The sequence below is a fragment of the Calidifontimicrobium sp. SYSU G02091 genome, from assembly GCF_022631395.1.
GTDB lineage: Bacteria > Pseudomonadota > Gammaproteobacteria > Burkholderiales > Burkholderiaceae_C > Calidifontimicrobium > Calidifontimicrobium sediminis.
The window spans coordinates 135,751-157,169 of record NZ_JALBGB010000001.1; the positions used below are offsets into that span (position 1 = coordinate 135,751).

At 72.6% G+C, this 21,419-nt stretch carries 22 protein-coding genes; 12 read left to right on the plus strand and 10 right to left on the minus strand.

Features of this window, described 5'->3' with window-relative positions:
* Positions 1-2 precede the first annotated feature (2 nt).
* Positions 3-1,100: an alpha-hydroxy acid oxidase gene (locus MOJ79_RS00675; protein ID WP_241922534.1), complete on the plus strand. Its 1,098-nt coding sequence runs from the start codon at positions 3-5 to the stop codon at positions 1,098-1,100.
* Positions 1,101-1,126: 26 nt separating this feature from the next.
* On the opposite strand, the gene purT is transcribed toward MOJ79_RS00675, so the two are convergent.
* Complete coding sequence (gene purT / locus MOJ79_RS00680; RefSeq protein ID WP_241922417.1) at positions 1,127-2,332, minus strand: formate-dependent phosphoribosylglycinamide formyltransferase; 1,206 nt, start codon at positions 2,330-2,332, stop codon at positions 1,127-1,129.
* A 105-nt stretch (positions 2,333-2,437) separates the two neighbouring features.
* Here purT and MOJ79_RS00685 point away from each other — a divergent pair, with 105 nt between their 5' ends.
* Positions 2,438-3,286 (plus strand): HDOD domain-containing protein, encoded by an 849-nt coding sequence (locus MOJ79_RS00685; protein ID WP_241922418.1) that lies wholly within the window; start codon positions 2,438-2,440, stop codon positions 3,284-3,286.
* Positions 3,287-3,326: 40 nt separating this feature from the next.
* On the opposite strand, the gene MOJ79_RS00690 is transcribed toward MOJ79_RS00685, so the two are convergent.
* Entirely contained in the window at positions 3,327-3,818 is a 492-nt protein-coding gene (locus MOJ79_RS00690) for a YqaA family protein (RefSeq protein WP_119290315.1), read from the minus strand.
* Positions 3,819-3,859: 41 nt separating this feature from the next.
* Entirely contained in the window at positions 3,860-4,342 is a 483-nt protein-coding gene (locus MOJ79_RS00695; protein ID WP_241922419.1) for an Lrp/AsnC family transcriptional regulator, read from the minus strand.
* Positions 4,343-4,499: 157 nt separating this feature from the next.
* On the opposite strand from MOJ79_RS00695, the gene hppD reads away from it, so the two are divergent.
* Both hppD and phhA read left to right on the plus strand, forming a co-directional pair.
* Positions 4,500-5,615: a 4-hydroxyphenylpyruvate dioxygenase gene (gene hppD / locus MOJ79_RS00700; protein ID WP_241922420.1), complete on the plus strand. Its 1,116-nt coding sequence runs from the start codon at positions 4,500-4,502 to the stop codon at positions 5,613-5,615.
* Between the two features lie 10 nt (positions 5,616-5,625).
* Positions 5,626-6,540 carry a phenylalanine 4-monooxygenase gene (gene phhA / locus MOJ79_RS00705; RefSeq protein WP_241922421.1) on the plus strand — a complete coding sequence of 305 codons (915 nt, stop codon included), beginning with the start codon at positions 5,626-5,628 and terminating at the stop codon, positions 6,538-6,540.
* A 54-nt stretch (positions 6,541-6,594) separates the two neighbouring features.
* Here the strand turns inward: phhA and MOJ79_RS00710 are convergent, their stop codons facing one another.
* A complete protein-coding gene (locus MOJ79_RS00710) occupies positions 6,595-7,506 on the minus strand; it encodes an esterase/lipase family protein (protein WP_241922422.1) in 912 nt (303 codons plus the stop codon).
* 133 nt (positions 7,507-7,639) lie between these two features.
* Between MOJ79_RS00710 and MOJ79_RS00715 the strand changes: the two genes are divergently transcribed.
* Complete coding sequence (locus MOJ79_RS00715; protein ID WP_241922423.1) at positions 7,640-8,362, plus strand: FFLEELY motif protein; 723 nt, start codon at positions 7,640-7,642, stop codon at positions 8,360-8,362.
* Between the two features lie 72 nt (positions 8,363-8,434).
* Positions 8,435-10,153, plus strand: a complete 1,719-nt coding sequence (locus tag MOJ79_RS00720; RefSeq protein ID WP_241922424.1) for a long-chain-fatty-acid--CoA ligase — start codon at positions 8,435-8,437, stop codon at positions 10,151-10,153.
* 28 nt (positions 10,154-10,181) lie between these two features.
* Here the strand turns inward: MOJ79_RS00720 and MOJ79_RS00725 are convergent, their stop codons facing one another.
* Positions 10,182-11,417, minus strand: a complete 1,236-nt coding sequence (locus tag MOJ79_RS00725) for an NAD(P)/FAD-dependent oxidoreductase (protein ID WP_241922425.1) — start codon at positions 11,415-11,417, stop codon at positions 10,182-10,184.
* 106 nt (positions 11,418-11,523) lie between these two features.
* On the opposite strand from MOJ79_RS00725, the gene MOJ79_RS00730 reads away from it, so the two are divergent.
* The 5 genes from MOJ79_RS00730 to MOJ79_RS00750 all read left to right on the plus strand — a co-directional run bounded on the left by MOJ79_RS00730 (position 11,524) and on the right by MOJ79_RS00750 (position 15,098).
* Positions 11,524-11,910 (plus strand): TraR/DksA family transcriptional regulator, encoded by a 387-nt coding sequence (locus tag MOJ79_RS00730; RefSeq protein WP_241922426.1) that lies wholly within the window; start codon positions 11,524-11,526, stop codon positions 11,908-11,910.
* A gap of 67 nt (positions 11,911-11,977) precedes the next feature.
* A complete protein-coding gene (locus MOJ79_RS00735; protein ID WP_241922427.1) occupies positions 11,978-12,358 on the plus strand; it encodes a hypothetical protein in 381 nt (126 codons plus the stop codon).
* A gap of 74 nt (positions 12,359-12,432) precedes the next feature.
* Positions 12,433-14,076, plus strand: a complete 1,644-nt coding sequence (locus MOJ79_RS00740; protein ID WP_241922428.1) for a Na/Pi cotransporter family protein — start codon at positions 12,433-12,435, stop codon at positions 14,074-14,076.
* Positions 14,073-14,648: a DUF2062 domain-containing protein gene (locus tag MOJ79_RS00745; protein WP_119290335.1), complete on the plus strand. Its 576-nt coding sequence runs from the start codon at positions 14,073-14,075 to the stop codon at positions 14,646-14,648. Before MOJ79_RS00740 ends, MOJ79_RS00745 begins: the two co-directional genes overlap by 4 nt.
* Positions 14,649-14,681: 33 nt before the next feature.
* A complete protein-coding gene (locus MOJ79_RS00750) occupies positions 14,682-15,098 on the plus strand; it encodes an HIT family protein (RefSeq protein ID WP_241922429.1) in 417 nt (138 codons plus the stop codon).
* Positions 15,099-15,114: 16 nt separating this feature from the next.
* Here MOJ79_RS00750 and MOJ79_RS00755 read toward each other — a convergent pair whose 3' ends face one another.
* Genes MOJ79_RS00755 through MOJ79_RS00765 form a run of 3 tightly spaced genes read right to left on the minus strand, consistent with a single transcriptional unit; the run spans position 15,115 to position 18,304 of the window.
* Positions 15,115-15,414 (minus strand): hypothetical protein, encoded by a 300-nt coding sequence (locus MOJ79_RS00755; protein ID WP_241922430.1) that lies wholly within the window; start codon positions 15,412-15,414, stop codon positions 15,115-15,117.
* Entirely contained in the window at positions 15,378-17,588 is a 2,211-nt protein-coding gene (locus tag MOJ79_RS00760) for a malate synthase G (RefSeq protein ID WP_241922431.1), read from the minus strand. Before MOJ79_RS00760 ends, MOJ79_RS00755 begins: the two co-directional genes overlap by 37 nt.
* Positions 17,585-18,304 (minus strand): haloacid dehalogenase type II, encoded by a 720-nt coding sequence (locus MOJ79_RS00765; protein ID WP_241922432.1) that lies wholly within the window; start codon positions 18,302-18,304, stop codon positions 17,585-17,587. The genes MOJ79_RS00760 and MOJ79_RS00765 overlap by 4 nt, the downstream gene beginning before the upstream one ends.
* A gap of 247 nt (positions 18,305-18,551) precedes the next feature.
* On the opposite strand from MOJ79_RS00765, the gene MOJ79_RS00770 reads away from it, so the two are divergent.
* Complete coding sequence (locus MOJ79_RS00770; protein ID WP_241922433.1) at positions 18,552-19,478, plus strand: LysR family transcriptional regulator; 927 nt, start codon at positions 18,552-18,554, stop codon at positions 19,476-19,478.
* A 21-nt stretch (positions 19,479-19,499) separates the two neighbouring features.
* Here the strand turns inward: MOJ79_RS00770 and MOJ79_RS00775 are convergent, their stop codons facing one another.
* Together MOJ79_RS00775 and MOJ79_RS00780 are read right to left on the minus strand one after the other, a co-directional pair.
* Positions 19,500-19,850: a hypothetical protein gene (locus tag MOJ79_RS00775; RefSeq protein WP_241922434.1), complete on the minus strand. Its 351-nt coding sequence runs from the start codon at positions 19,848-19,850 to the stop codon at positions 19,500-19,502.
* Positions 19,851-19,908: 58 nt separating this feature from the next.
* Entirely contained in the window at positions 19,909-21,300 is a 1,392-nt protein-coding gene (locus MOJ79_RS00780) for a serine/threonine-protein kinase (protein ID WP_241922435.1), read from the minus strand.
* Positions 21,301-21,419 lie beyond the last annotated feature (119 nt).

Genomic DNA, 21,419 nt, shown 5'->3' on the forward strand with positions numbered 1-21,419 from the left:
ACATGAAGGCGGCGACGGCGGTCAGCGCCACCGACTACGAGGTGCTCGCATGCCACGCGCTCGACGACGCGGCGTGGTCGTACTTTGCCGGCGGCGCTGGCGACGAACTGACCCTGCGCGCCAACCGCGCCGCGTGGGACGCGATCGCGCTGATGCCGCGCGTGCTGCGCGAGCTGGCCGGCGGCCACACCCGCGTCGAACTGCTCGGGCGCACGTGGCCGACGCCGCTGCTGGTCGCGCCGGTGGCGCACCAGAAGCTCGCGCACCCCGACGGCGAGCGGGCCAGCGCGATGGCGGCCGCGGCGCAGGGCACGGGCTTCGTGCTGAGCACGCAGACCAGCGTGCCGATGGAGCATGTCGCCGCCGCGGTGCGCGACGACGCGCAGCGCGGGCCGCTGTGGTTCCAGCTGTACTGGCAGCGCGACCGCGGCCTCACAAGCGAGCTGGTGCAGCGCGCCGAGGCCGCCGGCTTCGAGGCGCTGGTGCTGACCGTCGACGCGCCGGTCCAGGGCCCGCGCGACCGCGAGCGCCGCGCCGGCTTTCGCGTGCCGGCGCACGCGGCGGCGGTGCATCTGCACGGCCCGTCGCCGCGCCCGCTGCGCCCCCTCGGCGACGGCGACAGCGCGCTGTTCGACGACCTGCTGCTCGACGCGCCGGCCTGGCGCGACGTCGAATGGCTGCGCGGCCAGACGCGGCTGCCGCTGGTGCTCAAGGGCGTGCTGCACCCCGACGACGCGCGCGACGCGCAGCGCGCCGGCGCGGCGGCGGTCGTCGTCTCGAACCACGGCGGACGCACGCTCGACACCGCGCCGGCCACCGCCGACGCGCTGCCGGCCATGGCCGACGCCGTCGGCGACGCGCTGCCGCTGCTCGTCGACGGCGGCATCCGCCGCGGCACCGACGTGCTGAAGGCGATCGCGCTCGGCGCGCGCGCCGTGCTCGTCGGCCGCCCGGCCGTGTTCGCGCTCGCCGCCGGCGGCGCGCCGGCGGTGGCGCACCTGCTGCGGCTGCTGCGCGACGAACTCGAGATCGCGATGGCACTGACCGGCTGCCGCACGCTCGGCGACGCGGGGCCGGCGCTGCTGGCGCCGCGGCGCTGACGGGCGGCGCACAGGCCGCCGTCGGGTCAATCCGCCGCGCGCGGGCGCACCCGCGCGGCGGCCTGCTTGGCCACGCGCCGCGCGGTGTCGACGTCGTCGGCGCGTGCGAGCGCGACGCCCATGCGCCGTTTGACGAAGCTCTCGGGCTTGCCGAACAGGCGCAGGTCGACGCCGGGCAGCGCGAGCGCCTCGTCGACGCCGTCGAACACGATGCCCTTCGCGTCGACGCCGCCGTAGATCACCGCGCTGGCGCCGGCGCTCTTGAGCGCCGTGTCGACCGGCAGCCCCAGGATCGCGCGCGCGTGCAGCTCGAACTCGCTTTGCCACTGCGTCGTCATCGTCACCATGCCGGTGTCGTGCGGGCGCGGGCTGACCTCGCTGAACCACACCTGCTCGCCCTTGACGAACAGCTCGACGCCGAACAGACCCAGTCCGCCGAGGTCGTCGGTGATCGCCTGCGCGATCGCGCGCGCGCGCTCGAGCGCGGCCGGGTGCATCGGGTGCGGCTGCCAGCTCTCGACGTAGTCGCCGCTGACCTGCACGTGGCCGATCGGCTCGCAGAAGTGCGTCTGCACGCCGCCGTCGGGCCCGAGCGCGCGCACCGTCAGCTGCGTGATCTCGTAGTCGAAGTCGATGAAACCCTCGACGATGACGCGGCCGTGGCTGACGCGCCCGCCGGCCATCGCGTGGTCCCACGCCTGCTTCACGTCGCCCGGCCCGTCGACCTTGCTCTGGCCCTTGCCCGAGCTGCTCATCACCGGCTTGACGATGCACGGATACCCGATGCCACCGTCGATGGCCGCCTGCAGCTCGGCCAGCGAGTCGCAGAAGCGGTACGGGCTCGTCGGCAGGCCGAGCGTCTCGGCGGCCAGGCGCCGGATGCCCTCGCGGTCCATCGTCAGCCGCGCGGCGCGTGCCGTCGGGATCACGCGCACCTTGCCCTCGGCCTCGAGCTCCTGCAGCACCGGGGTGGCGATCGCCTCGATCTCGGGCACCACCAGCATCGGCCGCTCGGCCTCGATCAGCGCGCGCAGCGCCGCCGGGTCGCTCATCGCGATCGTGCGCGCGTGGTGCGCGACCTGCTGGCCCGGCGCGTGCTCGTAGCGGTCGACGGCGATCGTCTCGACGCCCAGGCGCTGCAGCGCGATCAGCACTTCCTTGCCGAGCTCGCCGGCGCCGAGCAGCATCACGCGCGTGGCGGTGGGAGACAGCGGGGTGCCGAGGGTCGTCATGGCGGTCGGGCGCGAGGCGCGGTGGTGGCGATCGGCGCCGATGGTAGCCGCGGCTCAAGCCGGCCGCGCGCCCGGCCGATAACCCGAGCAGCCGACGAACCCGCGATGAACGACGCCGCCCTGCCGCCGATGCTCGAGCGCCCGCTGCGCGACCTGGACGCGTGGACGGCGTGGCTGCGCGCCGCGCCGATCCCGGTGCTCGCGTACACCGCGGCGTCGGTCGACGAACTCGTCGACCACGAGGACGCCGTCGACGCGCGGCTGCTCGCCGAGACGATCGGCGACGACCCGCTGGCGACGCTGCGCCTGCTGGTGCACGTCGCGGCGCTGCGCGGCGGGCGCGACACGGGGCAGGCCGAGACCGTGACCGCGGCGCTCGTGCTGCTCGGTGTCACGCCGTTCTTCCGCGCCTTCACCGGGCTGCCGACTGTCGAGGCGCGCCTGGCGGACCACCCCGAGGCGCTCGCCGGATTCCAGCGCGTGCTGCGCCGCTCGCAGCGCGCCGCGACGTTCGCGCTCGGCTTCGCGGTGCACCGCGCCGACCCCGACGCGCCGGTGATCCACGAGGCGGCGCAGCTGCACGACTTCGCCGAGATGCTGCTGTGGTGCCACGCGCCGGCGCTGATGCTCGAGATCGCGCGCCGCCAGGCCGCCGAGCCGACGCTGCGCTCGGCGGTGGCGCAGCGCGACGTGCTCGGCGTCGAGCTCGCCGACCTGCAGCACGCGCTGATGGTCGCGTGGCGGCTGCCGCCGCTGCTCGTCAAGCTCGACGACGACCGGCACGCCGACACGCCCCCGGTGCGCTGCGTGCTGCTCGCGCAGCGGCTCGCGCGCCACACCGCGCGCGGCTGGGACGACCCGGCGCTGCCCGACGACGTGAGCGACATCGCGCGGCTGCTGCAGCTCGGCCCCGAACCGACGAGACGGCTGCTGCTCAGCCTCGACGCCTCCTGAGCCCGGGCAAGCGACGCGACCGGCGCCGTGCCGCCGACGCTCAGCCGCCGAGCGACAGCACGCCCTGCACGCCGAGCACGACGAGCAGGTAGCGAAAGCCCTTGCCGAGCGCGATCCACAACACGCTGCGCGGCAGATCCAGCCGCAGCCAGCCCGCGGCGAGCACGAGCGCGTCGCCGGCCAGCGGCACGAACGACAGGAACAGCGCCGGCGGCCCGAAGCGCTGCAGCCGCTGCATCTGCCGCTCGTCGAGCTTCCACTGCACGCGCTGGAAGCGCTCGTAGCCCTGGCGTGCCGCGTAGCCCATGCCGAAGGTCAGCAGCGCCCCGCAGACATTGCCCGCGAGCGCGACCGCGAACGCCGGCCAGGCCAGCGCGGGGTACGCCGTGATCAGCCCGATCATCACGACCTCGCTCGATCCGGGCAGGATCGTGGCCGACAGGAAAGCCGAGGCGAACAGGCCCCACAGGCCGGCCTCGGCGCTCAGCCACGACTGGACCCAGGCCGCGAACTGCGTGATCGACTCGAGCATGGGCGCGCATTGTCGCTGCGCCCGACCGCCGCGGCGGTCGGCTACACCGGCACCGCGCTCGCGCTCTTGATGCGCTCGAGCACGAAACTCGTCTTGACGTCCTGCACGGCCGGGTGCTTGAGCAGCGTGTCCATGATGAAGCGCGAGTAGTGCTGCATGTCGGCGACGACGACGGTCAGCAGGTAGTCCATCTCGCCGGTCAGCGCGACGCACTCGACGACTTCGGGCCAGGCCTGCACGCCGGCGCGAAACGCTTCCATCGGCGTGCGCTGGTGGCCCTCGGTGTGTTTCTCGAGCCGCACGTTGATGACCGCCGTCAGCCCGAGCCCGACGCGCTCGGGCGGCACGACGGCGACGTAGCGCGCGATCACGCCCGCTTCCTCGAGCCGCTTGACGCGGCGCAGCGCCGCCGACGCCGACAGCCCGACCTGTCCGCCGAGTTCGTCGTAGGTCATGCGTCCGTCATGTTGCAGCGCACGAAGAATGCGCCGATCGATCGCGTCAAGCTCGATGGGAGTGCTCATGAATGCGAGTGTGCATCGATCGTGCGTAGTCTGCGCATGGCACGCCTGAACTTGCAGGAAATCTGCGCCGAAGCGGTCCTACAGTGCAGAGTCCGACCGCGGCCGCGTCCGGCCGGCGGCCCGTTCCCCCTCCCCCACTGCTTGCGAGGAGCGCGCGATGAGCACCTTCACCCCCTGGGACAACCCGATGGGCACCGACGGCTTCGAGTTCATCGAGTACGCCGCCCCCGACCCGAAGGCGATGGGCGCGCTCTTCGAGCGCATGGGCTTCGTCGCGATCGCGAAGCACCGCCACAAGAACGTGCTGCTTTACCGGCAGGGCGAGATCAACTTCATCGTCAACGCCGAGCCCGACTCGTTCGCGCAGCGCTTCGCGCGCCTGCACGGGCCGAGCATCTGCGCGATCGCGTTTCGCGTGCACGACGCGAAGGCCGCCTACGAGCGCGCCGTCTCGCTCGGTGCCTGGGGTTACGCGAACACCGCGGGGCCCGGGGAGCTGAACATCCCGGCGATCAAGGGCATCGGCGACAGCCTGATCTACTTCGTCGACAAGTGGCGCGGCAAGGGCGGCAAGAAGCCCGGCGACATCGGCGACATCGGCTTCTACGACGTCGACTTCGAGCCCCTGTGCGAGAACTCCGGCGCGAGCCTGAACCCGCCCGGCTTCGGCCTGACGACGGTCGACCACCTGACGCACAACGTGCACCGCGGGCGCATGGGCGAGTGGGCCGAGTTCTACGAGCGCATCTTCAACTTCCGCGAGATCCGCTACTTCGACATCGAGGGGCAGGTCACCGGCGTCAAGAGCAAGGCGATGACGAGCCCGTGCGGCAAGATCCGCATCCCGATCAACGAGGAAGGCAACGACAAGGCCGGCCAGATCCAGGAGTACCTCGACCGCTACCGCGGCGAGGGCATCCAGCACATCGCGCTCGCATCGAACGACCTCGTCGCGACGGTCGACCGCCTGCGCGCGGCCGGCATCCAGCTGCTCGACACGCCCGACACGTACTACGAGCTCGTCGACCGGCGCATTCCCGGCCACGGCGAGAACGTCGCCGAGCTGCAGAAGCGCAAGATCCTGATCGACGGCAAGGCCGGCGCGCTGCTGCTGCAGATCTTCAGCGAGAACCAGCTCGGCCCGATCTTCTTCGAGTTCATCCAGCGCAAGGGCGACCAGGGCTTCGGCGAAGGCAACTTCAAGGCGCTGTTCGAGAGCATGGAGCTCGACCAGATGCGCCGCGGCGTGCTGAAGACCGAATCCGTCGCCTGAGGCCGTCGCGATGGGCACCGCAGCGTCGATCGACTTCCACTCCGGCGTGAACCGGGGTGTGCCGCCCGTCACGTACGGCGAGGGCGACCGCCCGCCGCGCGGCGACTACGCGAGAGCGCGCGCCGACTACACCTGCGAGCAGGACTGGGCGCAGTACAGCGCCGCCGACCACGACACCTACCGCCGGCTGTACGCGCGCCAGATGGCGCAGCTGCCGGGGCTGGCGTGCGACGAGTTCATCGCCGCCGTCGGGCAGCTCGGCGCGCCCGATCGCATCCCGCGTTTCGACGACGTGTCCGAGCGGCTGATGAAGGCCACCGGCTGGCAGATCGTCGGCGTGCCCGGGCTGATCCCGGAGGAGGCGTTCTTCGCGCTGCTCGCGGCACGCAAGTTCCCCGTGACCGACTGGATCCGCCGGCCCGACGAGTTCGACTACGTCGTCGAGCCCGACATCTTCCACGACCTGTTCGGCCACGTGCCGCTGCTGTTCGACCCGGTGTTCGCCGACTACATGCAGGCCTATGGCGAAGGCGGGCTGAAGGCCAGCCGCCTCGACGCGTGCGAGCTGCTCGCGCGGCTGTACTGGTACACGGTCGAGTTCGGCCTGATCGCGACGCCGCAGGGCCTGCGCGCCTACGGCGCCGGCATCCTCAGTTCGGCCGGCGAGCTGCGCTACAGCGTCACCGACCCGGCGCCCCGGCGCGTCGCGTTCGACCTGCGCCGCATGATGCGCACGCGCTACAAGATCGACACCTACCAGGCGATCTACTTCGTGATCGACTCGTTCGCGCAGCTGTTCGACGCCACCGCGCCCGACTTCGCGCCGCTGTACCGCGACGTGCGCGCATCGATCGCGCGCGACGGCGAACTCGCCGCCGGCGTCGTGCTGGCCGGCGAGCGCGAGTTCGCGCCGGCGTCGGCCTGACCCGCGGGCCGGCGCCGCGGCCGCGGCGTCCCCTGCACGCACGCATCGGCGGTTTCAGCGCGGCGGCAGCGCGAGCTGGCGCTGGACCTCGGCGAACACGGCGTCGTCGAACGCCATATCGACGTGGCCGGTGGCGCGCACGTGGTGCGCCGCCGCGCCCGGCAGCACGGCCGTGCTCGGCGGGAACACGATGTTGTCGCAGTGGCCGTAGAAGCAGACGAACGGCGGGCGTTCGCCCGCCGGCGGCTCGCGCTGCGCCAGCGCGGCGAGCCACTCGCCGTGCCAGCGCATCTGGCGGGCGTTGATGCTGAATGCGAAGCGGGCCAGCCACGTGCCGTGGTGCGGCGTGCCGATCGTCACGACGGCGTGCACGTCGCGCACGCGCCGCGACTGCGCGAGCCACTCGCGCACCGCGAGACCGCCCATGCTGTGCGCGACGACGAGCGGCGGCACGCCGGTGACGTCGAGCAGCCGCTGCACGGCCGCATCGACGGTGGGCGCATAGGCCTCGATCGGGCCGAACACCGGGTCGAGCGTGACCGCGGCGCACGGCACGCCGGCGGCGCGCAGCCGCTCGAGCCACGGGTTCCACAGCGCACGGTTGCACAGGAAGCCGTGCACCAGCACGACGCCGCGCCGGCCCCTCGCATCGTCGGGCAGGTGGTCCGGGACGGCGTCGTGGCGAAACGGCTGGCGCCAGCCGAAGACGACGAGCGCGGTCCACGTCTCGCGCCGCCACGCGCGCAGCAGCTCGGCCGGCGTCGCGCGCGGCGCCGGGTCGTCGCCGTGCAGCAGCGCGAGCAGCACGAACTCGACGCCGAGCACCGCGCCGTGGCCGAACATCGGCACCAGCACGCCCAGCAGCGCGAGGTCGGGGCGCCCGTGCATCAACGCCGTGCCGACCCACAGCACGGCGACGGTGGCCAGCAGCGCGACGAGCGCGCGCTCGAGCCGGGCCGCTTCCATCGTGGTTCAGGCGCCGGCGCCGGCGTGGCGGCGGCGCGGTTTGCTGCGGTGCGATCGTCGCATCGCCGCGCATGTTGCATCATTGGCGCCCAACCGGCTGCGGCGCCCTGCCCGCCGCCGTGTGCGACGACCGATGTCCACTGCCGCCGCCGACGCCATCCTCGCCGACCTCAGGCGCGTCGACCACGAGCGCCGCGCCCGCGCCGCCGACGCCGGCTTGGCAGCCGCTGTCGTGCGCGTGAAGGCCTACCAGCAAAAGCGCTTCGAGACGACGTACGCCGACTTGCTCGCCGACCCGCGCTACGCGGCGGCCGCGCGCTTCTTCCTGCAGGAGCTGTACGGCCCGCACGACTTCACGCAGCGCGACGCGCAGTTCGCGCGCATCGTGCCGGGCCTCGTGCGGCTGTTCCCGCGCGAAGTCGTCGACACCGTGACGCACCTGGCTGCGCTGCACGCGCTGTCGGAAGAGCTCGACACGCTGATGGGGCGCGCGCTCGGCGCGCGAGCGCTCGACCGCGCGGTCTACGTCGAGCTGTGGCAGCACGTCGGGCGCGCGCACGACCGCAAGCGGCAGATCGAGCTGATGCACCGCGTCGGCCTCGACCTCGACGCTTACACGCGCAACCCGCTGCTGCGCCACAGCCTGCGCATGATGCGCGCGCCGGCGCGGCTGGCCGGGCTCGACGCGCTGCAGCGTTTCCTCGAGTCGGGCTTCGACACGTTCCGCGCGATGCGCGGCGCGCAGTCGTTCCTCGCGACGATCGTGCGCCGCGAGACATCGCTCGCCGAGCGGCTGTTCGCAGCCGCCGACGCGACGGCGGCGTCGGCCGACGACCCGCTCGGGCAATTACCGTAGCGCGCCGGCGCCGTTGCCGGTGACGATGCGCCGGTTTGCCGATGACTTGCCACTGCCAGGAGGGAGCCTGACGTGCCTGCCGTGATCGACCCACCCGCCGCCGGCGCCGCCACCGCCAGACCGTGGCTCGCGCATTACCCGCCCGGCGTGCCGGCCGAGGTCGAGATCGACCCGCGCGCGACGCTCGTCGATGTCCTCGAGCGCTCGTTTCGCCAGTTCGCCGCGCGTGACGCGTGCGCGTGCATGGACGTGCGGCTGCGCTACCGCGACATCGACGAGCTGTCGCTGGCGCTCGGCGCCTACCTGCAGTCGCTCGGGCTCGAGCGCGGCGCGCGGGTCGCGCTGATGATGCCGAACCTGCCGCAGTACATGGTCGCGATCGCCGCGGTGCTGCGTGCCGGCTACGCGGTGGTCAACGTCAACCCGCTGTACACGCCACGCGAGCTCGAGCACCAGCTGAAGGACTCGGGCGCGCAGGCCATCGTCGTGCTCGAGAACTTTGCGACCACGCTCGAGGAGGTCATCGAGCGCACACCGGTGCGCCACGTCGTGCTCGCGGCGATGGGCGACCTGCTCGGCTTCTGGAAGGGCAACCTCGTCAACTTCGTCGTGCGGCACGTGAGGAAGATGGTGCCCGAGTTCCGCCTGCCGCTCGGCGACGGCCGCAGCGTGGTGCGCTTCAACATGGCCATCGCCGAGGGCACGCGACTGCACCTCAAGCGCGCCGATGTCGGCCCCGACGACGTCGCGTTCCTGCAGTACACCGGCGGCACGACCGGCGTGTCGAAGGGCGCGACGCTGCTGCACCGCAACGTGGTGGCCAACATCGTGCAGACCGAGGCCTGGTTCAAGCCGATGCTCGACACGCTCGGCGGCAAGCCGCTGACGGTGGTGTGCGCGCTGCCGCTGTACCACATCTTCGCGCTGACGATCTGCTACTTCATGGGCGCGCGGCTCGGGATGATGAACCTGCTGATCCCGAACCCGCGCGACATCCCCGGCTTCGTCAAGACGCTGGCCAAGTACCGCGTCAACATGTTCCCGGCCGTCAACACGCTGTTCAACGCGCTGGCCAACGACGCCGACTTCGCGCGGCTGGACTTCAGCGAGCTCGTCGTCTCCAACGGCGGCGGCATGGCGGTGCAGCAGGCCACCGCCGAGAAGTGGCTCAAGGTCACCGGCTGCCCGATCGTCGAGGGCTACGGTCTGAGCGAGACCTCGCCGGTGGCCACCAGCAACCGGCTCGACAAGCGCGAGTTCACCGGCACGATCGGGCTGCCGATCCCGTCGACCGACATCGCGATCCGCGACGACGACGGCCGCGACGTGCCGCCCGGCACGCCGGGCGAGATCTGCATCAAGGGCCCGCAGGTGATGGCCGGCTACTGGAACCGCCCCGACGAGACGGCCAAGGTCATGACGCCGGACGGCTACTTCCGCAGCGGCGACATCGGCGTGATGGACGAGCGCGGCTACATCCGCATCGTCGACCGCAAGAAGGACATGATCCTCGTGTCGGGCTTCAACGTCTACCCGAACGAGATCGAACAGGTCGTCAGCCTGATGCCCGGCGTGCTCGAGTGCGCCGCGGTCGGCGTGCCCGACGAGAAGTCGGGCGAGGCGGTCAAGCTGTTCGTCGTCAGGCGCGACCCGACGCTGACCGAGGACGACGTCGCGCGCTACTGCCGCGACAACTTCACCGCCTACAAGCGGCCGAAGTACATCGAGTTCCGCGACGAGCTGCCGAAGAGCAACGTCGGCAAGATCCTGCGGCGCGAGCTGCGGGCATAGCCGGCGGCGAGGCCTCGCCGCGAGCGCGTCATCGCATCGGCAGCAGCAGCGTCGCGACGCCGCGCACCGACGCCATCTGGCTCGGGTCGGCGGTCTCGTCGAGCACGCCGGCCATGCGGCGCACGAGCGCCGGCGTGCGCCGCGCGCGCCAGATCACGAGGTCGGCGAGCCAGGGGTGGTGGTTGACGCGGTTGGCGCGCTCGTAGAGGTCGTAGCGCGGCTTGAGTGCCACGAGCGAGCGCTCGTAGCCGGCGCGCGCGGCGTCGTCGTCGAGGCCCTCGCGCTGTGCGCGCACGATCGCCTGCGCCGCGAGCAGCCCGGTCTCGAGCGCCTTGCCGATGCCTTCGCCGGTGAAGGCGTACGTGCTGCCGGCGGCCTCGCCGGTGACGAGCAGCCCGGGCCGGCTCCACGCCGCGCCGTCGAGCGAGCACCGCAGCGGCGCGCCCTTGAGCTCGCCGAGCCAGGTGCCTTCGGCCAGCAGCTCGCGCGCCGGGGCGTGGACCTCGGTGAACGCCGTGAACATCGCACGCAGGTTGACGTCGGCCATCGTCGCGCGGCCGTCGGCGCCGGCGGCGTGGCTGTGGGTCAGGCCGACGCCGACGTTGAACACGCCGGCCGGTCCCGGGAAGATCCAGCCGTAGCCGCGCGCCAGCCGCGGGTGCCAGACGACTTCGAGCGCGCGCAGCCGCCCGGCCAGGCCGTCGTGGCGCACGTAGCCGCGCAGCGCCACCGCGCTGGGCGTGCGCCGCCGGCATACGCCGGCGGCGATCAGCGCCTGCGGCACGGCACCGGTGGCGAGCACGACCCAGCGCGCGTGCACGTCGTGCACGCGCCCGCCCGCGCGCAGCCGCGCGCCGACGACGCGCTCGCGGTCGAGCAGCGGGGCTTCGAACCGCCACGGCGTCGCCAGCATCGCGCCGGCGCGCGTGGCCGCCAGTGCCAGCAGGTGATCGAGCTCGCGCCGCGGCAGCACCGCCAGCGTGCCCGGCACCTCGACGCGCCCGCCGCGCGGCGCGATGCAGGCCACGTGCGTCGCCCGCTGTGCGCGGTCCATCACCTCCTCGTGCACCCCGAGGCGGCGCAGCGCCGCGTGCGCGTCGGGAATCAGGCCGTCGCCGCAGACCTTGTCGCGCGGGAAGCGGTGCTGGTCGACGAGCAGCACGTCGACGCCGTCGCGCGCCAGCGCCTGCGCGCACGCGCTGCCGGCCGGGCCGGCGCCGACGACGAGCACGTCGCAGTGGGTGGGCAAGTCGTCGGGGGTCATCGGACGCAGGGCCCGATTGTAGGAACGCGGCCGCGGCACTTGACCGACGTCAACACACGGGGCCGTCGCCGCTGCCAACATGCGCTGCAGTGAGGAGCCCGACGCGATGACGATCACCCTGACCCCGGGCCAGCGTGCCCAACTCGAGGCCGAGCTGACGGCACGCCGGCAGGAGCTCGAGCGCCAGCTCGCCGAGCACCTGCACGGCCAGACGCGCGCCGAACGCGCGCATGACGTGCTCACGCAAGACGGCGACGACGCGCCGCAGCGACTGCCCGAGCGCGACATCGCCGCTGCGCTGACGAACCAGGAGCAGGTCGAGCTCGAACGCGTGACGGCCGCGCTGCAGCGCCTCGAGCGCGGCGACTACGGCCGCTGCGTCGACTGCGGCATCGACATCCCGTTCGACCGGCTGAAGGCCGAGCCGTGGGCCCTGCGCTGCATCGACTGCGAAACCGCGCGCGAGCGCACCGCCGCGCGCCGCACGCCCTGAACCCCGGCCGCGGCGTCGACCGCCGCGGCGCCCCCATCCCGCGACCCACCGAACCCGAAAGACCCCCATGGCCCTGTTCCACGCCGTCCTGCGCATCGACCACGAGACCGCCCAGGTGCTGCAGTTCGACCCCGACCACGTCGAGTCGCAAAAGCTCAAGGCGCACAGCCATCCGACGCGCTACCACGGCAGCAAGGTGCGCACCGAGCACGAGTTCTTCGGCGAGGTCTGCGACGCGCTGGCCGGCATCGCCGAGGTGCTCGTCGTCGGCGGGCGCACCGCGATGGCCGACTTCCGCCACTACGTCGAGAAGCACCGCCCGCAGACCGCCAAGCACATCGTCGGCTACGAGACGGTCGACCACCCGAGCGACGGCCAGCTCGTCGCGCTCGCGCGGCAGTACTTCCTGAAGTACGACCGCATGGCCGGCACGCCGACGCCGACCTGAACATCCCCGTCCGGCGGCCGGCGCGTGCGCCGGGCCGCAGCCCGGGCTCGGCGCCCGGCGCCGATACTTGCCGCATGAGCGTGCTCGACGTCGCGGCGCGGCTGGGCCCCCTGCTGGGCGGCGTCGGCCTGTTCCTGCTCGGCATGGCGATGATGACCGACGGCCTCAAGCTGGCCGCCGGCCCGGCGCTCGAGCAGATCCTCGCGCGCTCGACGCGCACGCGGCTGCACGGGCTGGCGTCGGGCGCGCTGATCACCGCGGCCGTGCAGTCGTCGAGCGCGGTCACGGTGGCGGCGATCGGCTTCGTCAACGCGGGTCTGCTGAGCCTGTCGCAGGCGCTGTGGGTGCTGTTCGGCAGCAACGTCGGCACGACGTTCACCGGCTGGCTCGTCGCGCTGGTCGGGCTGCGCGTCAAGGTCGACGCCTTCGCGCTGCCGCTGGTCGGACTGGGTGCGCTGCTCAAGCTGTTCGGGCGTGCACCGTCGCTGGCGGCCACCGGGCAGGCGGTGGCCGGGTTCGGCGTGCTGTTCCTCGGCATCGGGCTGCTGCAGCAGGCGTTCCTCGGCTTCGCCGACGACGTGCGGCTGCCCGCGGGCGAGGGCCTGTGGGGCGTGCTCGCGCTGGTGGCGATCGGCGCCGCGCTGACCGTCGTGATGCAGGCGTCGGCGGCATCGATGGCGATGGCGCTGACCGCGGCGCAAAGCGGGCTGATCGACGTGCAGGGCGCGGCCGCCGTCGTGATCGGCGCCAACATCGGCACCACCGTCACCGCGCTGCTGGCCTCGGTCGGCGCGACGCCGAACGCCAAGCGCGCCGCCGCGGCCCACGTGCTGTTCAACGTGCTGACCGCGGCGGTCGCGCTCGCGCTGCTGCCGTGGCTGGTGGCGGCCATCGGCTGGGCGCGCGAGGCGCTGGGCCTGGATCGCGACCCGGCGGCCAAGCTGGCGCTGTTCCACTCGATCTTCAACGTGCTGGGCGTGCTGCTGATGTGGCCGCTGGCCGGCGCGCTGACGCGGTGGCTGCTGGCGCGTTTCCGCACGATCGAGGAAGACGAGGCGCGCCCGCGCTACCTCGACGACAACGCGCTGCAGGTGCCGGTCATCGCGCTGGACGCGCTGCGCCGCGAGGTCCGCCGTGCCGGCGCGATCGCCGTGCGCCTGGCGCGCGGCGCCGTCGGCGGCGCGCCACCGGCGGCGCTGGAGCGCGACCGCGCGCTGCACGCGGCGCTCGCGCGTGCGATCGAGCGCTTCGTCGAGCGGCTGCACCGCGGCGCGATGACCGCCGACAGCAGCGAGCGGCTGCCGCGCATCCTGCGCGTCGAGCGCTATCACGAGACCTGCGCCGAACTGGCGTTCGAGGCGGCCACCGCACAGGCCGACGCCGCGGCGGCAGCGCTGCCCGACGCCGCCGCGGCGGCCGACGCCGACTTCCGCCGTCACGCGTCGGCGCTGCTCGACGCGTTGGCCGTGCCCGACGAGGCCGGTGCGCAGGAACCGGTGGTGACCCCGGCGATCGACCGGCTGCTCGAGGCGACGGAAAATGCGTACCAGTCGCTCAAGGCCGCGCTGCTGGCTGCCGGTGCCGACGGGCGCCTGCCCTTGTCCGCGATGGACGCCCGCCTGCGCGCCGCCAGTGCGCTGCGCCGTGCGCTGCAGCAGGCCGTCAAGGCGGTGCGCCTCGACGCCGACATTGCCGCGGACTCCCACCACGCCGAATGAACGACCGCCTCAAGCGCTGGCTGCCGACCCAGGAGTCGATGCGCGAGAACCGCTGGCTGCGCTGGATCGGCCCGGCGCTGCACCACCCGCGGCTGTGGCACATGAGCCGGCGCGGCGTCGCGCTGGGCATGGCGATCGGCGTGTTCTTCGGGTTGCTGATCCCGATCGCGCAGATCCCGCTGTCGGTCGGCGCGGCGGTCGTGCTGCGCGCCAACGTGCCCACCGCCGCGGCGAGCACGCTGGTCAGCAACCCGGCCACCTACGGCCCGCTGTACTACGCCGCATGGCGGCTCGGCAAGGCGGTGCTCGGCGAGGAGGCGGCCGTCCAGGGCCCGCCGCCCGTCAACGAGCCGCGGCCGGTGGCGGACGACGGCCGCGGGTGGTTCGCGCGGGCGTGGGACGGCATCACGGCGCTGGGCAAGCCGCTGCTGCTGGGCATGGCGCTGATGGCCACGACGGTCGGGCTGCTGACCTACGCCGCGGCGAGCTTCGTGCTCGCGATGAAGGTGCGCTGGCAACGCCGTCGCCGCCTGCGCCGGCGCGCGGCGATGGCGCCGAGCGCGCGCGATTGAGGCCGGCGACGGCCGCCAACCGGGGAGACGATCATGCCCACCGTGTTCGAACGCCTGCTCGCCGGCGAACTGCCGTGCGCCAAGGTCTACGAGGACGAACTCGTGTTCGCGTTCATGGACGCCGGCCAGGTCAACGACGGCCACGTCATCGTCGCGACCAGGCGCGCCTGCGAGACGCTGATGGATGCCACCGACGACGAGGCCGCGGCGCTGATGCGCGCGGCGCGCCGCGTCGCGCTGGCGGTGCAGGCGGCGTTCGCGCCCGACGGCGTGACCGTCCTGCAGGCCAACCGGCCTGCGGGCTGGCAGTCGGTGCCGCACCTGCACCTGCACGTGCTGCCGCGGTTCGACAACGACGGCGTCGGCCTCGTGTGGCCGCGCAAGGAACCCGGCATCGAGCGGCTGCGCGCGCTGGCGGCGCGGCTGCAGCCGCACCTGCTGCCGCGTTGAAGGGCGTGCGCCCGCGTCAACGCGGCGCCGAGCCGCCGCGGCCGCGCACCTGCCGCACCAGCTGCCACGCGAGCAGCGCGATCGGCGCCGCGTGGAACACGAGGTCGAAGATGTCGAGCGGGCGCGTCAGCGTGCCCGCCGCGAGCATCTTGAGCTTCTGCCACAGGTGCGGCTCGGGCACGACGGGTGCGACGGCCAGCCACGCCGCCAGCGCGACGAGCAGCGCCAGCGGCACGCGGTCGAGCCACGCGCCGAGCGCGGCGCTCCAGCGCTGCGGCATCAGGCCGCCGTCGCCGCCTTCGCCTTGAGCCGCCACGCGTGCAGCAGCGGCTCGGTGTAGCCGTTGGGCTGCTCCTTGCCCTTGAAGACGAGGTCGAGCGCGGCACGGTACGCGAAGCTGTCGTCCCAGTGGCCGGCCATCGGACGGTACAGCGGGTCGCCGGCGTTCTGCTGGTCGACGACGGCGGCCATGCGGCGGAACGTCGCGTGCACCTGCTCGGGCGTCACGATGCCGTGCAGCAGCCAGTTGGCGATGTGCTGGCTGCTGATGCGCAGCGTCGCGCGGTCTTCCATCAGGCCGACGTTGTGGATGTCGGGCACCTTCGAGCAGCCCACGCCCTGGTCGATCCAGCGCACGACGTAGCCGAGGATGCCCTGGACGTTGTTGTCCAGCTCCTGCTGCACCTCGGCTGGCGTCCAGAACGGGATCAGTGCCACCGGCACCTGCAGGATCGCGTCGAGCAGCTTGTCTTCGACCATCGGCGCCTTCGGGCCGCGCGCGAACTCTTCCATGCTCTTTTGCAGCGCGGCGACGTCGACCTGGTGGTAGTGCAGCGCGTGCAGCGTGGCCGCCGTCGGGCTCGGCACCCACGCCGTGTTGGCGCCCGACTGCGGGTGGGCGATCTTCTCCTTCATCATGTCGGCCATCATGTCGGGCATCGCCCACATGCCCTTGCCGATCTGCGCGCGCCCGCGCAGTCCGCACGCCAGCCCGATCTGCACGTTGTTGAACTCGTAAGCGCGCAGCCAGTTGGCGTTCTTCATGCGCGGCTTGCGCACCATCGGGCCGGCCAGCATCGCGGTGTGGATCTCGTCGCCGGTGCGGTCGAGGAAGCCGGTGTTGATGAACGCCACGCGCTGCGCCGCCGCGGCGATGCAGGCGCGCAGGTTCACGCTGGTGCGCCGCTCCTCGTCCATGATGCCGAGCTTGACGGTGTTCGGCGCCAGCCCCAGCAGCGCCTCGACGCGGCCGAACAGCTCGACCGAGAACGCGACCTCGGCGGGGCCGTGCATCTTCGGCTTGACGATGTAGACGCTGCCGGTGCGCGTGTTGTGCAGGCCGGCAGTGCCCAGGCGCTTGAGGTCGTGCAGCGCGATCGCGGTCGTGACGACGGCGTCCATGATGCCCTCGGGGATCTCGCTGCCGTCGCCGAGCAGGATCGCCGGGTTGGTCATCAGGTGGCCGACGTTGCGCACGAAAAGCAGCGAGCGTCCGTGCAGCACGAGCGGCTGGCCGTCGGCGCCGGTGTAGACGCGGTCGGCTTCGAGGCGGCGCGTGAACGTCTTGCCACCCTTGGTGACTTCCTCGGTCAGCGTGCCGCGCAGGATGCCGAGCCAGTTGCGGTACGCGAGCACCTTGTCGTCGGCGTCGACGACGGCCACCGAGTCCTCGAGGTCGAGGATCGTCGACACCGCCGCCTCGACGATGACGTCGGCGATGCCGGCGGGGTCGGTCTTGCCGATCGGGTGGCCGCGGTCGATGCGGATGTCCAGGTGCAGCCCGTGGTGGCGCAGCAGCACCGACGACGGTGCCGCCGCGTCGCCCTGGAAGCCGACGAACGCGGCGGGGTCCGCCAGGCCGGTGACGGTGCCGTCCTTCAGCGTGACGGCGAGCTGGCCGCCAGCGACGCGGTAGCCGGTGGCGTCGCGGTGCGAGCCGGTGGCCAGCGCGGCGGCCTGGTCGAGCACGCCGCGCGCGTAGTCGATGACCTTCTGCCCGCGCACCGGGTTGTAGCCGGTGCCCTTCTCGGCGCCGCCGGCCTCGGGGATCACGTCGGTGCCGTACAGCGCGTCGTACAGCGAGCCCCAGCGCGCGTTGGTGGCGTTGAGCGCGTAGCGCGCGTTGGTGATCGGCACCACCAGCTGCGGGCCGGCGAGCTTGGCGACTTCGTCGTCGACGTTGGCAGTCGTGCACTGCACCTCGGCCGGCGCGTCGACGAGGTAGCCGATGCGCTTGAGGAACGCGCGGTAGGCCGGCATGTCGCTGATCGGCCCCGGGTGGGCCTGGTGCCAGGCGTCGAGCTCGGCCTGCAGGCGGTCGCGCTCGGCGAGCAGCGCGCGGTTCTTCGGCGCCAGGTCGTGCGCGAGCGCGTCGAAGCCGGCCCAGAACGCCGCCGCGTCGACGCCGGTGCCGGGCAGCACCTCCTCGTCGATGAAGCGGGCCAGAACGGTGGCCACCTGCAGGCGGTGGCGGGTCGTGCGTGCGGTCATCGTGGACTCCATTTCCGCGCGGGGCGGGCGTCTGAGGAAGGGAAGAAGTCGAGCACGTCGCGCAGTGTGGTGCCGATGCGCGTCGGCTCGGTGTCGAGGGCTTCGAGCGGCTGTCCGCCGCGGTTGACCCACAGCGTCGTGTAGCCGTACCAGGTCGCGCCGATCGCGTCCCAGCCGTTGCTTGAGACGAACAGGATCTGCCGCGCCGGCAGCCCGAGCGCCTGCGGCCCGAGCGCGTAGGCCGCGGGGTCGGTCTTGTAGCGCTGTGTTGCGTGCACCGACAGCACCGGGTCGAGCAGGTCGGCGAAGCCGGCGCTCTTGACGGCCACCGCGAGCATCTCGGGGTCGCCGTTGGACAGCACGCCGGTGCGCACCCCCTGCGCGGCGAGCGTGCGCAGCACGTCGAGGTTCTCGGGGAACGCGCTCAGGTGGCGGTACTGGTTCATCAGCCGGTCTTCGGCGTCGCGCGCCAGCGTCAGGCCCAGCCGCTGCGCCGCGAAGCGCAGGCCGGCGCGCGTGAGGTCCCAGAACGGCCGGTAGCGCCCGCTCATCGAGACCAGCCGCGTGTATTCGATCTGCTTGTCGCGCCACAGCGCGGCCAGCGCGTCGCCGCGACCGGGAAACAGCTGCTCGGCCAACAGCGCGACGCTGTAGACGTCGAACAGGGTGCCGTAGGCGTCGAACAGCACGGCGCGCGGGCTGGCGGGCGAAGTCATCGGCGAGACTGTATTGGCAACTTCGTTAATCATTGAATCCGGGATCGGCGCTGGATCTTTGCGTTTGGCGCATGAATCGCGGGCGCCGCGCGTTGGGCTCGGCGTGTGCCGAGGCGATCGGGCGTGCCCGCAGCCGCCGTTGATGGCGTGCGGCGCAGCGCGAGCAGGCGCGATTGCAAACCTGCGTGGCGCTTATCGGGCGCGATTCGCGCTTGGTTTAATCGGCTGGCGAAGGTATTCTTCGCACATGGACCGGCTAAAACAGATCGAGTCGTTCGTCGGCGTGGCTACCAAGGGCAGTCTGACGGCCGCGGCGCACGCCGAGGGCGTCGCGCCGGCGGTGATCGGGCGGCGCATCGACGCCCTCGAGGAGCGGCTCGGCGTCAAGCTGCTGGTGCGCACGACGCGGCGCATCACGCTGACGCACGAGGGCAGCGCGTACCTCGAGGACTGCCAGCGCATCCTCGCCGACCTGGCCAACGCCGAGGCCAGCGTCAGTGCCGGCGGCGTCAAGGCCAGCGGCTACCTGCGCGTGACGGCGCCGGCCGGCTTCGGGCGGCGGCACGTCGCGCCGCTCGTGCCGCGCTTTCTCGCGCAGCACCCCGACGTGCACCTGTCGCTGAACCTCAGCGACCGCATCGTCGACATCGTCAACGAGGGGGTCGACTGTGCGGTGCGCGTCGGCGACCTGCCCGACTCGAGCCTCGTCAGCGTGCGCCTGGCCGACAACCGCCGGCTGTGCGTCGCCACACCGGCGTACCTGCAGCGCGCCGGCGTGCCGCAGCATCCGAGCGACCTGCACAAGCACGAGTGCCTGACGCTGTCGTCGGACGCCAGCCAGACGCGCGGCTGGGCGTTCACGATCGACGGTCAGGTCACGCACCTGCGCCCGCACGGCCGGCTCGACTGCAGCGACGGCCAGGTGCTGCACGACTGGTGCGTGCAGGGGCTGGGCATCGCGTGGCGCAGCACGTGGGAAGTCGAGCACGAGATCGCCGCCGGCACGCTCGTCAGCGTGCTCGACGACTTCGCCGCGCCGCCCAACGGCATCTACGCCGTGTTCCCGCAGCGCAAGCACCTGCCGCTGCGCGTGCGGCTGTGGATCGACTTCCTCAAGCACACCTACGGCGACCCGGGCTACTGGACGTCGCGCGGTCCCGCGGCGCCGGCGTGAGGTCGCCCGGCACGCGCCGCGTCAGAACGACGCGGCGCTGTCGCTGACGCACTTGGTCACGTAGCTGGTGCGCGCGGCGCCGGCGAGCTTCTTCTCGTCGGCCTGCGACTCGCAGGTGGCGGTGGCGGCGTCGGTCTGGCACTTCTTGACGAAGCTCGTGCGCGCGGCGCCGGCGAGCTTCTTCGCGTCGGCCTGCAGCGCGCAGGTCGGCGCCGCGGCGAGGTCGCTCTCGCACTTCTTGACGAAGCTCGTGCGCGCGGCGCCGGCGAGCTTCTTCTCGTCGGCGCGCGCCTCGCACACGGGGTTCGCCGCGTGCGCGGCACCGGCAGCGAGGGCGAGGTGCAAGGCCGTGGCGATCAGCAGGCGTTTCATCGGGTCTCCCGGTCGGCTCGTGGTGGCCGGGTGATTGCACCACAAGCCCGGCGCACCGCTACAGGATGCGCCGCGGGTGGTGGAGTGCCTCGTGCGCCGCGTGCAGCCGGCGCACCAGCACGCCGATGAAAGCCTGGTCGAACAGGTGGCGCGTGCCCAGCGCGAGCTGCGTGTAGGTGTGCGGCGTGAACGAGATCGTCACGCAAGGCGCGGTGACGATGACGTCGGCGCGGTGCGTGCGCAGCTCCTCGCTCGGCGCGAGATACGCCATCTCGCCCACCGAGGTGCCGCGCCCGAGCGTGGCCACCTTGACGCCGTCGCGCAGCACCTCGATCTCGCCCTGCGCGATGATGTGGAAGGTCTGGCCCTGCTGGCCCTTGCGGTAGATCGCGTGGCCGACCTTGAGACGCTGCCACTTGGCGCGGTGCACGACCTCCCACAGTTCGACGTCGCCGAAGCCGGCGAAGAACTCGAGCCCGCGCAGCAGGTTGAAGCGCTCCGAGTCGAGCACGCCCTGCAGCTTGCCGCGCGGGATCTCGCGGTTGGCCACCAGCGCCGACAGCCCCTGCGCGAAGGCATCCCAGTCGGGGGGGCGCTCGTCGGCCGTCTTGGCCAGCGCGCGGCGCACCAGCGCGTCGAGCGACGGCGGCACGCCGGCGCGCAGCTCGGTCAGCGGCGGCGGCTCGGCGGTGAAGATCTGGCTCATCATCGCCGTCTGCGACGGTGCCTCGAACGGCGGTCGCCCGGCGATCAGGTGGTACAGCACGGCGGCCAGCGAGTAGATGTCGGCACGCGCGTCGAGCGGCGCGCCGTCGAGCTGTTCCGGCGACATGTACGCCAGCGAGCCGACGCGGAAGATCTGCGTGTGCTCCGAGGTCAGGTTCAGCACGCTGCCGAAGTCGGTGACCTTGACGTCGATGACGTGGTCGTGTTCGACGACGGCGAGCAGGTTGGCCGGCTTGACGTCGCGGTGGATCAGCCCCTGGCGCGCCATGTAGCCCAGCGCCATCGCGCACTTGAAGCCGATCTCGACGATCTGCTCGAGCGACAGCAGTGCGTCGGGGCGGCAGAAGCGCCGCAGCGTCACGCCGTGCACGTACTCCATCACCAGGTAAGGCGCCTGCGGGTCGGCCACGGCGTCGTAGATCTGCACGACGTTCGGGTGCTGCAGCCGGCCGACGAGCGCGGCCTCGGCGGCGAAGAAGCGCTGGTAGATCTGCGGGTCCGAGCCCTCGCCGGGGGCCGGCACGCGCACGCGCTTGATCGCCACCGGACGGTCGTTGAACTCGTCGTGCGCGAGCAGCACCTCGCTCGTGGCGCCTTCGCCGAGTCGCTTGAGCACGCGGTACTTGCCGATGCGCGCCGGCAGCTCGGGGTCGGTGACGAACGGCGTCGCGGCCACGGCAGCGGGCCGAATCGGCGTGGAAGACGGCGGGACGACGGCAGACATGGCGTGGCAGTGCCGCTTGTGCGGCGCGTGGTGGCGCCATCGTCGCGGTGCGACGTGCGCGCGATGCCCCGAACAATGCGGCGATGGCGCGGCAATTCGCGCCAGCGGCGCGGCGTGGC